A 15,169-nucleotide genomic window follows, 5' to 3' on the forward strand; every position below is an offset into this window, starting at 1 on the left:
GGGATTTGCCAAGAAAAAAGCGAACGCATATTCGGATTTTTTCTTGGCGTGATTCCTATCAAAATATCATAATGTATCAGAGAAATCATGTTTTCTTAGGAGGATAATGTGCTGAAAATATTATTTTTGCTCTAAAAGCTTTAAGATTAAATGGCAGCCGTATTTAGCGCCGCGTTTTCTGATCCCCGTTCTGGAGCCCGCAAAGTGAAACTCGTGAACCTCTTCTTTACCGTTTGCGGAAATGCCGATAAACACATGCCCAGGCTCATGCCCTTCTTGAGCATCAGGTCCTGCTACACCAGTAAAGCTAATGCCGATATCGCTGCCAGTGAGTTTTTGAACACCCTTAGCCAGTTCGGATGCGCACTCCTTGCTGACCGCCCCAAAACGATCTACTGTTTCCTTCTTGACACCAAGCACATTCTGCTTCACGTCGTTTGTATAGCAAACAACGCCCCCGGCAAATAATTTTGAGGCACCGCTATGATCCGTCAGCCATTCAGAAAACAGCCCTCCGGTAAAGCTTTCTGCCGCAGAAATTGTAATGCCTTTTTCCTTGCACGCTATAGATAGCTCTTTTACAAGAGAAGTATCATCGTAACCATAGAAAAATTCACCGACACGCTCTAAGATAACGGCCTCTGTTTCTTTTAACAGACGCTCTGTTTCCTTTTCATCGGCGTGTTTGGCTGTCAGACGCAGCGTCACCTCTCCATCAGCCGCCAAAGGCGCAATTGTCGGATTGGTTTGCGCATCAATAATATCTTCCAAATCGGCTTCAAGCTGAGATTCACCGATACCGAAAAAGCGAAGAACGGTTGACACAATTTTTTCATTTGAACCCATCTTTTTCAGCAGAAGAGGCTTTGCCTCGTTTTCAAACATTGGACGCAATTCGCTCGGCGGTCCAGGAAGAAGCATATAATAGCGCGATTCATGCTCTGTGAGCATTCCCGGGGCCATTCCAAAGTGATTCGCCAGCACGTCAGAGCCTTCGATCACAAGCGCCTGTTTTCGGTTATTAGGTGACATCGTGCGTTTTGTTCGTTTGAAATAGTCCTCAATGGATTGGAATGCCTCATCATTTAACACAAGCGGACGTCCCAGCGTATTTGCAATCGTTTCTTTCGTCAGATCATCTTTTGTGGGTCCAAGCCCTCCTGAAAAAATAATGAAGTCAGAGCGTTCTTCAGCAATGCGGATGACCTGCTTCAGCCGCTCCGGGTTATCTCCGACCGCTGTATGATAAAATACGTTGACCCCGATTTCAGCGAGCTGTTTGCTGATAAATTGAGCATTTGTATTGGCGATTTGGCCAAGCAGCAGCTCTGAACCGACTGCAATTATTTCTGCTTTTTTTGGAAATTCCATGACGAAGTCCTTCTTTCTTAGTTAGATGTTTTTAACGCTTCCCAGTTTTTAGAGAAATATTCCCAGCCTGAAACGACAGTAAAGAAGACGGCTACCCACAGCGCCAAGTCCGCAAACGGGAATGACACAAGTTCAAATGGAAGATTATGAAGAAGCAATGCGGATACCGCAATAATCTGTGCCCAGGTTTTGATTTTACCAAGCATGTTAGCAGCTACGACTTCTCCTGTTCCGGCCAAAACAAGCCTTAAACCTGTCACGGCAAACTCCCTGCTGATAATCACAATGACCATCCAAGCTGGAGCGAGATCAAATTGAACAAGGATAATTAACGCTGCGGATACGAGCAGTTTGTCCGCAAGCGGATCAAGAAATTTCCCGAAGTTTGTTACGAGATTCAATTTTCGGGCATAATACCCGTCCACCCAGTCTGTTGTAGATGCAATAATAAATAGAATGGCCCCCGCCAAATGTGCGACCGGGATTGATTCGTCTCCAACTTCGAGCCTGCCCCAGTCAAACGGCGCCAGCATGATAATCATGAAGATTGGGATTAATGCGATTCTAGCTAGTGTGATTTTATTTGGTAAGTTAAACATAAAGCCCCTCCAATTTCATACTCGGACGTGAAGAAAAGTCATCTGATAATTAAGATGACTTTTCTTCCTTTTTATTTACAATCTTTATGGTTTGTGCCATCACTTTTTTCGGATCAAGTTCATATGAAAGAACCTTACCGTTGATTTTTATTTTCAGATTAGGTGCATATCCGGTGCGGATATCAACTTGTTTCTGATCAGTTATGTCTTTTTTATAGGTTTCGTCTTTTTTCAGCGTTCCTTCTTTTAAAGAGCTGCTGTTTTCATCGCGCACTCGAATCCACGAGCTGTCTGATGCCTTCAGTTCCAGCTCGATTTTATCAGCGCCGGACACTTCATAAGTCGTTAACGATCCTTCAGTGCCAGCAGCTTTAATCTCCAGCTTCTCACTGTCATTTTCTTTTTTCTTATCTTCGTTTTCTTTCGTTTCTTTTTTAGTGTCTGTCTCTTTTTCAGAGCTGTTATTTTGATTCTCTTTCAGCGTTGAATCTTTAGGGATTTCGTATTTGCTCTCACTTTGCGTAATTGCTTTTTCTGATGCCGCATTGTGATCATCACTGTTTTTGTGATTGGCAAATTGAATGATCGCGTACACAATGGCAATCACAACAATCACGCCGAGAATAACAAGTATCGTTGGCAGCAGCTCCAGCGCCTTAGATGCTGGCTTTGGCATTTCCTTTTGAAGATTCATGCCGGAGATCTTTTCAGACACATCGTCATGATACGTATTAGGGATATCTTTTTTATGCTCCTCAAACAGCTGATCCGCATCAAGCCCAACGGCTTCTGCATATTGCTTGATGAATGCCCGAACATAAAACTTCCCCGGAATAATGTCATAGTTTCCTTCCTCCAAGGCGGTTAAATACCTTTTTTGAATCTTTGTTGCCGCTTGGAGATCATCCAATGACATTGCTTTTTCCTCTCTGGCTTCTTTGAGCCGGATTCCTAGTTCAGTCACAACAAACACCTTCCAATTTTAAAAATCAAAGCTTGAAAACCCGGATTGATCAAACATTTGGGGTTCCTCGGCATGTTCATATGTAATAACCTCATCAGGGTCATTTCTCAGTTCAATAATATAATCAAAGTCATCTAGTGTATACTCTGTATTTTGAACGAATATGTCCGGATGCTCCACCACTTTTGTTGCAGGCAGCCGCATGATTTCTCGGACCAGCTGGAGATGGCGTTCTGACCCTCTTCGTGTTGACACAATTCCGTCAACGATAAAGACATTTTCAGTGCTGTATTCATCGGCAATCAGCTGGCTTCTTATCGTCTGCTTCAGCAAGGTTGATGACACAAACAGCCACCTTTTGCTGGCACACACACTAGAGGCTACAATCGATTCCGTTTTCCCGACTCGCGGCATACCTCTGATTCCGATTAATTTATGGCCTTCTTTTTTGAACAATTCGGCCATAAAATCGACTAATAAGCCAAGCTCGTCCCGTTCAAAGCGGAACGTTTTCTTGTCATCGGCATCCCGTTGAATATAACGGCCGTGGCGTACGGCAAGACGGTCGCGAAGCCTCGGTTCTCTAAGCTTCGTTACTTTAATTGTTTCCATCGTTTTTAAGATTGATTCTAATCGTTTAATTTGATCTATATGGCGGCACCTGAGGAGCATTCCCCTTCTGGAAAGATCGACGCCGTTTATCGTTACGATGTTGATAGAAAGCATCCCAAGAAGAGATGAAATATCCCCGAGCAATCCGGGGCGGTTCACTTGAATTTCATATTCAAAATACCATTCGAGCTTTGCCAAATGATATACCCCCTTCATTGTGGCAAAATTTTACCTTCCTTTATCATAAAGCATTTTTCTCTAATTAGAAAGAAGAATGTTGCTGTGATGAGGAAAACATAAAAAAGAGAGGAAAAATCCCCTCTCTTCCTAGTGAGTGCTGTTATTTTCAACAAGCTTAACCATCATATTGGCAATGGCGTGCTGTTCATCTTTTGATGCTACACTCCAAAGATCTGCCAGCACTTTTTCCTGCTCGTTCTTAGATTCCACTTCATTAGCCAAGTAGCTGCCGATTTCTGTCGCAAGATCTGTAATCGTATCCTGGCTCATACCTTTATCTTGCGCATAGTTCAGACGGTCGCCAAGGAAGTTTTTCCAGCTATCCCAGTTTTCTAATACTGACATGCTTGTTTCCTCCATTTCATGTGAAGTTACAAGATTATTGTGTCCTTCACAAAAGAAACTATACACCGAATATTTTCGGATCAGCAGTGCCAGCCGCCATTCACCGACAGAATTTGGCCGGTGATATATGACGCTTTTTCAGACAGGAGAAAAGCTGTTGCATCCGCAATTTCTTGCGGCCGGGCCAGCCGGCCGATCGGAATCTCATCAGCGATCTCTTCTTTTTCAGCCGGGGTAAATTGATTCATCATATTTGTATCAACTGCGCCCGGCGCTACGGCGTTTACTCTGATTCCGCTTGGCGCCAGCTCCTTAGCCAATCCTTTTACAAACGAATGCTGAGCTCCTTTTGCCATGCTGTACAGCACTTCACAGGATGCTCCAGTCTCTCCCCAAATCGAGCTGACAGCCACAATCGCTCCCGATTTATTCCGAATCATGCCTGGCAGAAGGTTTCTCGTCAGCATATACGGACTCGCCACATGAAGCTGAACCATTTCCTGGACCGTTGCGTTATCTACATCCGTAATCAGCCCAAAATGGCTTCTTCCGCTGTTTAAAACAATCGCATCAATAGGCTGAACAATTGAACTTGTCAGCTTATCTGCTCCATCTTGCGCAGACAGATCAGCTTGTAATATTTCCGCATTTACGCCAAACCTCTGACTTAGTTTTTCAGCAAGCTCCGCTGCCGCATTTTGATTTGTATTGTAATGCAGCAGCAGATTGTATCCTCTAGCTGCAAGGGTTTCGCTGACGCTTTTGCCAATGCCGCCGCTTGCTCCGGTGATTAGTGCTGTTTTGTTCATCCTCTTTCCTTCTTTCCGCAGAAAAACACCCCTCACACTGGAGGGATGTTTTGTTTATGATTTAGGAACAACCTTGCAGACAGTCAGTCTGTCTGCAGCAATTTCCTCTTGTATTACGTTCTGGACATCCTCGAGGGTAATCTGCTCGAGTACCGTTACAACGTCAAACAGGCTCATATCCAAGAACGCATAACGGGTAAATTGATTGGCGATGTATTCAGGGGAATTCAGCGCTTTTAAGAATGTGCCGATCTTTTTCTTTCTGGCAAGTTCAATCTTTTCAGCAGTAATCAGTTCACCGGCGCGCAAAAGCATGCTTGAAATGTCTTCAGCTAACTGATCAGGCTCAGGCGTATCTCCGCCGATCGCCGCAAAACCGAACCCATATTCAGCAGTAAAGTCAAAGCTGAACGTTTCGTCAATATATCCTTTTTCATAAAGTGATTCATACTGGGCAGAGCTTTTGCCAAAAAGAGCTTCAAGCAATAAGTTCATTGAAAGTTCATGCTTTAAGAGCTCTTTGCCTAATTTAAATGGCTTTTTGGATTTCAGCCCGACAAGGCATTTCGGTCCCTGCACGTTCATTTTGATCTCTTTTTCTTTTCGGAAAACCGCTTCTTGCTCTTTCACTTCTTCCCGTTTGATCTCCGGCTGATCGGTATACGGCTTTTTCTCCTGGTTTTCTCTTACCTGAGTAATAATCGCTTCAGGATCTACAGGTCCGACAATGAAAAGGAGCATGTTACTCGGGTGATAAAACGTTTCATAGCATTCATAAAGAAGGTCTTTTGTAATATGTGAAATGCTTTCCACTGTTCCCGCTATGTCTATTCTGACAGGATGCTCTTTGTACATGTTTTCAATGACCCCGAAGTAAAGCCTCCAATCAGGGTTATCGTCGTACATATTAATCTCCTGCCCGATAATCCCTTTTTCCTTTTCAACCGTTTTTTCAGTAAAATATGGGTCCTGTACGAAATCGATAAGCGTCTCTAAATTGCGGTTAACATTTGATGTGCTTGAGAAAAGGTAAGCCGTTCTTGTAAATGACGTAAACGCATTGGCAGAAGCCCCCTGTTTACTGAAATCTTGAAAAACGTCTCCGTCCGCTTTCTCAAACAGCTTGTGCTCAAGAAAGTGAGCAATCCCGTCCGGCACGTGAACCATCTCGTTTTTACCTAAAGGGACAAACCGGTTATCTATCGAGCCGTACTTTGTTGTAAAGACCGCATATGTCTTGTTGAAGCCTTTTTTCGGCAAAACGTAAACATCAAGGCCGTTGGACATTTTTTCATGATACAGCGTCTCCTGAAGCTGTTCATATTCGATTGGTTTGATCAAGATGCACCCTCCGTCCCTTTTAAGAAATAAGTCGTATCAAGCTGAATCTTTTCGCCGGCTTTAATGATATCCTCTTTTGTGACATTCTCAATATTGGCAAGAAAGTCTTCGATAGGAATCTCGACTTGAGCAGCGGCCTGCTGATATAAAAACTCAGATAAACCGTATGCTGTATCAATCGTTTCCAGCACTTGATTTCGAATGACGGCCTTTGTCTGTGCTATATCCTGCTCACTGAAATCGCCATTTTTCATTGCCTGGAATTGCTCAGCAATAATCGAAACCGCCTGTTCATAATTTTTCACTTCAATGCCTGACATCACCATTAACAAGCCTTTAAAACTTTCTATACGCGAAGCCGCGTAGTAAGCAAGACTGGCTTTTTCCCGAACATTAATGAAAAGTTTAGAATGAGAGAATCCGCCGAACAATCCGTTAAACACTTGTAAAGCAGGATAATCCTGATCTGTATAAGTGATGCTGGTGCGGTAGCCGATATTCAGTTTTCCTTGCTTGACATCCTCTTCATCAATTACTTCTTTTGGCTGAACTTTTTCATCAGCGTGATTGTTTTCAATCGTGCCAAGAGTGCGCTCTTCTGTTTTGAAATACTTATCAATTGCCGATTGTACCTGGTTACTGTCCACGTCGCCAACAACATATAGATCAAGCTGGTCTTTTTGGATAGCGCTTTGGTATGTTTCGTATAATTGCTCTGCCGTAATGTCATCAACATCGTCGATTTCACCATTGACATGAAGCGCGTAAGGCTCATTTTTGCACATTTCCTGTATCAGCCTTAAATTCGAATAGCGCATTTTATCATCATAGACGGCTTGGATTCTTTGCTTAAGCGTCCGTTTTTCTTGAGCCACATATTGTGACTGAAAAGCGTCTCCCTCTAAAGCAGGTGAAAAGACGATTTCTGCAAGAAGCTGGAGCCCTTTCTCAAGTAGCGGCGTTTGGTCTTTTAAATATTTTTCATTCGGGATTTCAAGCCTGAACGTAATGACGTGCCGCTCTCCTTTTTTCGTAAGGTCAGCCGATACTGACGTGCCGTACAGCTCATCCAGGTATGAACGCAATTCTGCGGTTTTCGGATGGCTTTTCGTTCCGCGAAGAAGCACATGCGGAAGCAGCGCTCTTTTGGTGACTTGATCCTTTGTCAGCGGCGCAAGCATCTTAAAAATAAGCGAGACGGTTTTGAATTTTTCTGTTTTTACAATGTGTGCGGTTAAACCGCCGTGCTTTGATTTGAGTTCATTAACATATGACATATGGAACCTCCTTCGTTCATTTCTTAATTAGTATGTATTATGACCAATTTTCAGCATTCGCAGAAACACTCTTTCATGTAATTATAGCAACTGTAGGATTTATAAGGAAACAATAACCTCCGCATGCTGTATAGGTACAGTTGTAAACTGTGAAAGAAAGCGCAAAAAAAGACGGCTGGCTAGACCGTCCCTAAGTTTTTTTCTTCTTCACTTTTTTTAGCATCTACAGTAAAGAGCACTAAAAATAAAGAAACGATGCTGCAAAACGCCGAGAGTATGAAAATAATCCAGTTTGCATTAGACATTAATGCAGCAAAAACAGGTGGACCGAGAGCTACTCCTATAAAGCGCATGCTATTGTAAAAGGAGGAAATGGTTCCGCATTGTTCACTTTCAATCCCTTCGGTTATCAATGCATCTAAAGCAGGAAGAGCCATTCCAATCCCAATCCCGCCAAAGCTTAAAAAGACAAATAAAAAATAAAAACTGTGGTTCCACCACAAGGCAATAAACGAAAGGGTTAACAGAATCATTCCTGTAACAACGCAAAATTTCATTCGGCCTTTATCTTTACCGATCTTTTTGCCAGCTATAAAAGAACTGGTTGACAAAAACAAAAGTGGGATTGCCAGTAATCCACCTTTAGCTACTCCGTCAATAGCATACTTGTTCTCCAGCGTATCTGATAAATAAAATAATACGCCAAATAACAAAAACATAATGACACACCCGATAATGAAGACCGTATAAAGCCAGCGACCATCCTGTTTAAAAATTTTCTTCACACTCTTAATAAACTCAGAAACAGCAGGCGCATCTTCATCTTCTTCAGGCTTGGCCACCAAAAACAATACGAGCAAAAAGCTGATCAAACAGAAAAACGGAATAAACCAAAACGGTACAAACCAATACCAAGAAGCCAGTAAGGCTCCAAGTATGGGACTCAGTACCTTCCCTGACGTGTTGGCGGTTTCAATATCGCCAAGACCCGCGCTGACCTTTTCATCGTCTCCTTTAAACAGGTCGCCGATAAACGGCATGACAATCGGAGCGGCACCTGCAGAACCAATGCCTTGAAGAACCCGCCCCGCCAAGATCATAGCATAAGGATTTTTCATATAGGTCGAGGCAAAAGCAGCTACGGCTCCCCCCAATCCTGCAATGAGGAGGCATGGAAGCAATATTTTTTTTCTCCCGAAACGATCCGACAAATATCCGGCAATCGGAATGCAAATAATTGCTACTACTGAATATACAGTAATGATTAAAGATACTTGAAATGAAGTCACAGACAGCTTTTTCTCCATCATCGGAAGAACAGGAATCAGCATGGAGTTCCCGAGTGTCATCACAAGCGGGACAGAAGACAATGCAATAATATTTTTCATTCCATTTTTCTCTCTCAACATTTTCACCCATTCACTTTCTTGTCATCCCTTATATATTGCGTTAACCGGAATGAAAGTATGTACAAAGAAACATGAATCAGTGCAAATAAAAAAACAGACACATACAGGCGTCCGTTTTTAGAATCGTTTACGCAAAACATGAAATCTGAATTTATCTGCTCTAAAATAATTTAAAGAATAAAGCACCGGTTTATCGTGCTGATCGTAATGGGTTTGTTTTAACAGCAAAAGGGCTGTTTCCGGATCGCATTCAAGTACTGGAGAAATGGTATCGTGATAGCCGATCGGTTCTATATCAGTTACTGCATAGCTGATTACGGAGCCTGAATTTTTCTCAAGAAGGTCAAACATAGATTCTTGCTGATGAGAAAAAGAATTCGGCAAAATATTCATCGGAATTTTGTCTATACAATACACAATCGGCTGTCCGTCAGCTGTCCTGACTCGTTCAAGGTAAAAAAGTTCTTGCCCTTCTGCCAAATGAAATCTCTTCGTATCATCTTCAGACGGCATAAGCACTTGTGATGATAGAAAAATCGTGCCAGGGGTCATATTCGCCTGTTCTATCATCTTCGTTACACTGTTCAGCTGTTCAATGCCCGAAAGAAATAACGGCTTAGAATGGACAAAAGTGCCTACACCATGCCTTCTGATAATCACATGCTCTTCTTCCAGTATCCGCAAGGCTTCTCTTAGCGTCGCTCTGCTGACACCAAGCTTTTTGGAAAGCTCAAATTCAGAAGGCAGCTTTTCCTTCTCAGTGTAGATCCCATTTTTTATATCCTCTTTAATTCGTTCAATTACTTTCAAATACAAGTGCCGATTATCAGCTTTTGTAGACATGTTTCCCCTCCGTAAACCACTTTCGATAAAAATTATTGAACAATTGGGACAACTATATCATGTTTTGTCGAAAAAATAAATAGAAAGGTGATCAGTTTACATAATGTTATTATTGACAACTATAGAAAGCGGAACTCCCTTCATTAAGAAGAGAGCTCATCATATTTCTCTTTTGATAATAATACTTCCCTAGGTTTGCTGCCTTCATACGGTCCAACAACACCGCGTTCCTCCATTGCGTCAATCAGGCGCGCCGCTCTCGTATAGCCGATTCTGAATCTTCTTTGCAGCATTGAAACAGATGCCGTCTGCATGCCGACGATTAATTCAACAGCTTCATCATAAAGTTCATCAGTAACCTCGGAATGAGTTTCTGTTGTCTCCTCAGGAATCATTTCTTCTTGATATTGCGCTTTCTGCTGCGTAATCACATGGTCGACGACCTTCTCCACTTCGTCATCCGACAAAAATGCTCCCTGCACACGGACAGGTTTGTTAGCCCCTACAGGTAAAAACAGCATATCGCCGCGGCCAAGAAGCTTCTCAGCGCCACCCATGTCAAGAATGGTCCTTGAATCCGTCTGTGAAGATACGCTGAACGCGATTCGTGACGGAATGTTCGCTTTGATCACCCCTGTGATAACATCCACCGATGGCCGCTGTGTCGCAATAATAAGATGGATGCCGGCAGCCCGCGCCATTTGGGACAATCTCGTAATCGAATCTTCCACATCAGATGAAGCGACCATCATGAGATCGGCAAGCTCGTCCACAATGACAACAATATAGGGCAGCTCTGGCTGTTTCGCTCCTTCTTCATTGTTGGCGCGTTTTATATAATCATTGTATCCTTCAATATTTCTTGTACCCGTATGAGAAAATAATTCGTACCGCCGCTCCATTTCATTGACAACCTTTTTCAAAGCCTGCGACGCTTTTTTCGGATCGGTTACAACCGGAGCAAGCAAATGCGGAATCCCGTTGTAGACATTGAGCTCTACCATTTTAGGATCGATCATCATCATTTTCACTTCATGCGGTTTCGCGCGCATTAAAATACTTGTAATAATGCCGTTGACACAGACACTTTTCCCGCTACCGGTTGCGCCTGCGACCAAAAGGTGGGGCATCTTGTTTAACTCAGCCAATACAGCTTCACCTGAAATATTGCGGCCGAGTCCAATTAACAGCTTCGCATCCGGTCTGTCATTCAATTTAGACTCCAGCACTTCCTTCAGCGAAACCATTGCCACTTCTGCGTTTGGAACTTCAATTCCGATTGCTGATTTGCCTGGTATAGGCGCTTCGATCCTGATATCCTTCGCAGCAAGCGCAAGCGCTAAATCATCGCTTAAATTGACAATTTTACTAACCTTCACTCCGACATCAGGATATACTTCATATTTTGTTACGGCCGGTCCGAGATGAACCTGTGTGACTTTCGCCTTTACGCCAAAGCTTTGGAATGTGCGTTCAAGCTTTCTCGCATTTTCATAAATATTCTTTTTATCAGCCTGCTGGCCGGTATGCTTCGGATCTGCCAGCAAATCCAGTGACGGCATCTCGTAATCCTTATTTTCGAGCTCTGTAAAGGTCATAGGAGGAGCAGAAACAGTTTCCTGATCACCTGTCTCCGGTTGGATGTCCTGAAGCGGCTTCGACACAGGTTCGGCGCGCTTTTCTATAACTGGAGACTCTTCCTCTTCATTACGATCAGAAAAGCTTGAGATAATCGGCTCTGAATGAATAAGAGGCGATACTGTTTCATAATCCCCCTCTTCATCAGGAGGCTCCGGTTCCATTTGCTGTTTTTTGCGGGCCGGTTTTTGTTTTTTGCTCGGCGCTTTCGTTTTTTTCGATGACTGCATATTTGATTTGAAGGATTTCATATCATCAATAAATGCTAACCATTGTTCTTTTATAAAACGTCCAATCGGGCTCATCCACTTTTTTAGCGTTTCTTGTAGCGAGCGTCCTGTTACTAAAATCATTCCGATCAAAATCATGACAATTGCCATAATCTGAGAACCAGTCGACGCAAACAAAAAGTGTGAAGCCGCAAACAGCAGCGCACCGATCATCCCTCCGCCTAAATCAGGTGAAGCAGAGCTGCCATTCATGTCCATTAAAAATAATTCCCACGTATTGCGCACCACGCTTGCAGACTCAATAGACCCTTTGTGCGTCAAATTTTTAAATAGCTGCACGTGAGAAAGCAGCAATATGCTTGCGATGATACAGTACAACCCGGCCTTTCGTCTCGTTAAAAGGCTTGGGGTTTTTTTCTTCCAAAACAGTGAGACTCCTAACACCAATAAACCTAACAAGCATAAAATAAACCACTCTCCAGCAAAAAAGCGGAACAAATAGATAAACGTTTGCCCGACTACCCCCAGCTGCAAGATTGCGATAATTGAAATGGCTATACACAGCAATCCGTTGAGCTCGTATTTTATATTGAGCTGTTTCGCCTGTTTTTTTCTTGATTTTCGTTTTTTCTTTGCCACACTCATCACCTTACTGCGTTAAAAAATGTAAGTTCATACATAATGAAGAAAGCAGCCGTTTACAGGCTGCGTTTTTTCTGTAGGATTCCCCTATTATAGCATATTTTGCCCTTAAAAAAGGGTTGGATTCTTATACGTTTAATTTCAGCTTTTGTCCCGGTGAAATGTCCGGATGCAGAAAATGCATTGGATTGGTGCTCATGATTTGAATGACTTCCGCTTCATTCCCTTTCATTTCGACTAGAAGCGGTACACCTTTATATTCAATTTGCTCATGTGCGCTTTTCTCTTGGTTCTGTTCTGCAAACACAATTTCCTGCGGCATCACGGTATAAAGAATCATTGAATCATCCGTCCTTCTTCTTTCCTTGCTTCATCGATGAGCTCATTCAGTTTATTGATTGCCTGTCCGACACCGCCTGCGTGATCGATCAATCCGTATTTAACTGCATCCTTACCGACCACATTTGTTCCGATATCGCGTGTTAAGTTTCCTTTTGAAAACATTAGCTCTTTAAACTTCTCTTCGGTTATATTGGAATGGCTTGTCACAAATTTAACAACTCTTTCTTGCATCTTATCCAGGTATTCAAACGTTTGCGGCACCCCGATGACCAGCCCGGTGAGCCTAACTGGATGAATCGTCATCGTTGCTGTTTCGGCGATATAGCTGTAATCACAGGATACAGCAATCGGAACGCCGATTGAATGCCCCCCGCCAAGCACGATAGAAACGGTCGGTTTCGATAAAGATGCAAGCATTTCCGCTATGGCAAGACCAGCTTCAACATCTCCTCCGACAGTATTTAATATGATCAGCAAGCCTTCAATTTTAGGATTTTGTTCAATTGCCACAATCTGCGGGATGACATGTTCATATTTTGTTGTTTTGTTTTGCGGAGGAAGCTGAACATGGCCTTCAATTTGTCCGATAATGGTCAGACAATGAATATTTGTATCTTGGGGCAGCTGCGGAAGCGTCGTTTCACCAAGCTGCTGTATTTTATTCATAATGCTGTCCTTCGCATCATTTTTTTCAGGACGCTCTTCTTCTGTGTTTTCCATACGATGATCCATCTCGCTTTCATCCTTTCCGAGTTTCTCTTTGTATTATGAACAAAGATACTTCATTCAATCCCGGCTTGAAGGACAAAAAATAAAGACCGGAGCAGCTCCGGTCTTTAGTCAGTCATTATACTTCCATAATAATTGGGATGATCATCGGTTTACGTTTCGTTTTTTCATAAAGGAATTGGTTCAAAGCATCCCGCATTGCCTGCTTCAGCGTTGACCATTCGACATTTGATGTTTCAGTCGCTTCTGTCACGATGGACCGTACAAGCTCAGTAGCCTGTACGATAAGACCTTCAGACTCTCTTACATAAACAAAGCCGCGAGTGATAATTTCTGGTCCTGATACAAGATGTTTCTTTTGTTTATCAAGTGTAATGACAACGATTAAAATTCCGTCCTGTGAAAGCAAGCGGCGGTCTCTCAATACGATATTGCCGATATCACCGACACCTAAACCATCAATTAAAATATTGCCGTAAGGAACTTTATCCCCAATTTTTACGTTTTGGCCGCGGAATTCAACGACGTCGCCTTTTTCAATTAAGAAGATGTCACTGCGCTTCATGCCGGTTTCTTCAGCGATTTTTGAATGAGCTTTTTGCATTCTGTATTCGCCGTTTACAGGAATCAAATATTTTGGTTTAAGCAGGTTGATCATCAGCTTTAACTCTTCTTGTGAGCCGTGGCCTGATACATGAACACGCTTTTGGGCAAAGATGACTTGTGCACCGGCTCTCGCAAGAAGATCTACTGTTTTAGAGTAAATGAGTTCCTGCCCGGGAATCGGAGTTGACGCAATGACCACCGTATCCCCTTCTTCAATGTTCAGCTGTTTGTGAGCTTTGTTTGCCATTCTTGTCAAAGCAGCTAATGGTTCACCTTGGCTTCCGGCTGTAATAATGGCCACTTCGCGCTTCGGATATTTTTTGACATCCTGTACAGAAATAAACAATTCATCATCTGCTTCAATATATCCTAACTTTCTCGCCAGCTGCAGGACAGATTGAAGATTTTTTCCGGCTACGGCAATCTTTCTGCCATTTTGAGCCGCTGCATGAATGACTTGCTGAATCCGGTTAATATTGGATGCGAAAACAGCAATAATCACCCGGTTCTGTGAATTATACAGCGCATCCGAAATTTCTCCGCTGACAGCCGCTTCCGAAGGGGTGTAACCCGGCCGTTCCGCATTTGCACTGTCAGAAAGCAGAGCGAGCACGCCGCTATTGCCGATCTTGGCGATCTCGCCAATGTCGCACGTCTGATTAAGTGCAGGTGTTTGGTCAAATTTGAAGTCTCCCGTGCATACAATAGATCCAAGTGATGTTTTAAAGCTCACACCTACAGAATCAGGAATGCTGTGAATCGTTCTAAAGAACGATACCTTTGTTGATTCAAATGTAATGACAGATTTGGAGTGAATTTCTCTTAAATCAGTTTTTCGGTTATGTCCGTATTGTTTTAATTTCTCTCTTAACAGTGCAAGCGTCAATTTTGTTCCGTACACTGGAACGGACAGCTTGTTTAATAAGTAAAAAACGCCGCCGATATTTTCATCGTGCCCGTGCGTTAAAAAGATTGCCTTGACGCGGTCAGCCCGTTCAATCAAATATGATATGTCAGGAATCACTACATCAATACCGAGCATTTCGTTTTCTGGATGCATAAGGCCGGCATCAACGACAAATATGTCTGAGTCAATTTCAATGACATAAAGGTTCTTCCCAATCTCTCCGACACCGCCAAGGGCGATAATTCTAACGTTTTCTGTATTTTTC

At 42.9% G+C, this 15,169-nt stretch carries 14 protein-coding genes; all 14 read right to left on the reverse strand.

The window, feature by feature from the left end; translation table 11 throughout:
- Positions 1-120: 120 nt before the first annotated feature.
- Positions 121-1,371: a competence/damage-inducible protein A gene (locus RAC86_RS24175; protein WP_038428978.1), complete on the reverse strand. Its 1,251-nt coding sequence runs from the start codon at positions 1,369-1,371 to the stop codon at positions 121-123.
- A 17-nt stretch (positions 1,372-1,388) separates the two neighbouring features.
- Positions 1,389-1,970, reverse strand: coding sequence for a CDP-diacylglycerol--glycerol-3-phosphate 3-phosphatidyltransferase (gene pgsA / locus RAC86_RS24180; protein WP_003244753.1), 582 nt, complete (start codon positions 1,968-1,970; stop codon positions 1,389-1,391).
- A gap of 49 nt (positions 1,971-2,019) precedes the next feature.
- Positions 2,020-2,934 carry a cell shape determination protein RodZ gene (gene rodZ, locus RAC86_RS24185; RefSeq protein WP_003244699.1) on the reverse strand — a complete coding sequence of 305 codons (915 nt, stop codon included), beginning with the start codon at positions 2,932-2,934 and terminating at the stop codon, positions 2,020-2,022.
- Positions 2,935-2,952: 18 nt separating this feature from the next.
- A complete protein-coding gene (locus RAC86_RS24190; protein ID WP_003220998.1) occupies positions 2,953-3,744 on the reverse strand; it encodes a DUF3388 domain-containing protein in 792 nt (263 codons plus the stop codon).
- Between the two features lie 129 nt (positions 3,745-3,873).
- A complete protein-coding gene (locus RAC86_RS24195; protein ID WP_003245199.1) occupies positions 3,874-4,131 on the reverse strand; it encodes a DUF3243 domain-containing protein in 258 nt (85 codons plus the stop codon).
- Between the two features lie 80 nt (positions 4,132-4,211).
- The gene (gene ymfI / locus RAC86_RS24200; RefSeq protein ID WP_377886094.1) at positions 4,212-4,940 is read right to left on the reverse strand and encodes an elongation factor P 5-aminopentanone reductase; all 729 of its coding nucleotides are present in this window, start codon (positions 4,938-4,940) and stop codon (positions 4,212-4,214) included.
- Between the two features lie 54 nt (positions 4,941-4,994).
- Complete coding sequence (gene yfmH / locus RAC86_RS24205) at positions 4,995-6,281, reverse strand: EF-P 5-aminopentanol modification-associated protein YfmH (protein ID WP_338733821.1); 1,287 nt, start codon at positions 6,279-6,281, stop codon at positions 4,995-4,997.
- The gene (yfmF, locus tag RAC86_RS24210; protein ID WP_042975800.1) at positions 6,278-7,558 is read right to left on the reverse strand and encodes an EF-P 5-aminopentanol modification-associated protein YfmF; all 1,281 of its coding nucleotides are present in this window, start codon (positions 7,556-7,558) and stop codon (positions 6,278-6,280) included. The genes yfmH and yfmF overlap by 4 nt, the downstream gene beginning before the upstream one ends.
- A gap of 179 nt (positions 7,559-7,737) precedes the next feature.
- Complete coding sequence (bcbE, locus tag RAC86_RS24215) at positions 7,738-8,946, reverse strand: bacillibactin exporter BcbE (protein WP_010886509.1); 1,209 nt, start codon at positions 8,944-8,946, stop codon at positions 7,738-7,740.
- Positions 8,947-9,084: 138 nt separating this feature from the next.
- Positions 9,085-9,810, reverse strand: a complete 726-nt coding sequence (locus tag RAC86_RS24220; protein ID WP_003245732.1) for a GntR family transcriptional regulator — start codon at positions 9,808-9,810, stop codon at positions 9,085-9,087.
- A 143-nt stretch (positions 9,811-9,953) separates the two neighbouring features.
- Positions 9,954-12,317, reverse strand: a complete 2,364-nt coding sequence (gene spoIIIE, locus RAC86_RS24225; protein ID WP_003245350.1) for a DNA translocase SpoIIIE — start codon at positions 12,315-12,317, stop codon at positions 9,954-9,956.
- Positions 12,318-12,447: 130 nt separating this feature from the next.
- Entirely contained in the window at positions 12,448-12,660 is a 213-nt protein-coding gene (locus tag RAC86_RS24230; RefSeq protein ID WP_047182622.1) for a YlzJ-like family protein, read from the reverse strand.
- Entirely contained in the window at positions 12,657-13,394 is a 738-nt protein-coding gene (gene tepA, locus RAC86_RS24235; RefSeq protein WP_003245712.1) for a translocation-enhancing protein TepA, read from the reverse strand. The genes RAC86_RS24230 and tepA overlap by 4 nt, the downstream gene beginning before the upstream one ends.
- A 115-nt stretch (positions 13,395-13,509) precedes the next feature.
- Positions 13,510-15,169: ribonuclease J2 (rnjB, locus tag RAC86_RS24240; protein WP_377886095.1), on the reverse strand; the 1,660-nt coding region annotated here is incomplete at its 5' end.

The organism is Bacillus sp. LR_5 (assembly GCF_042709275.1).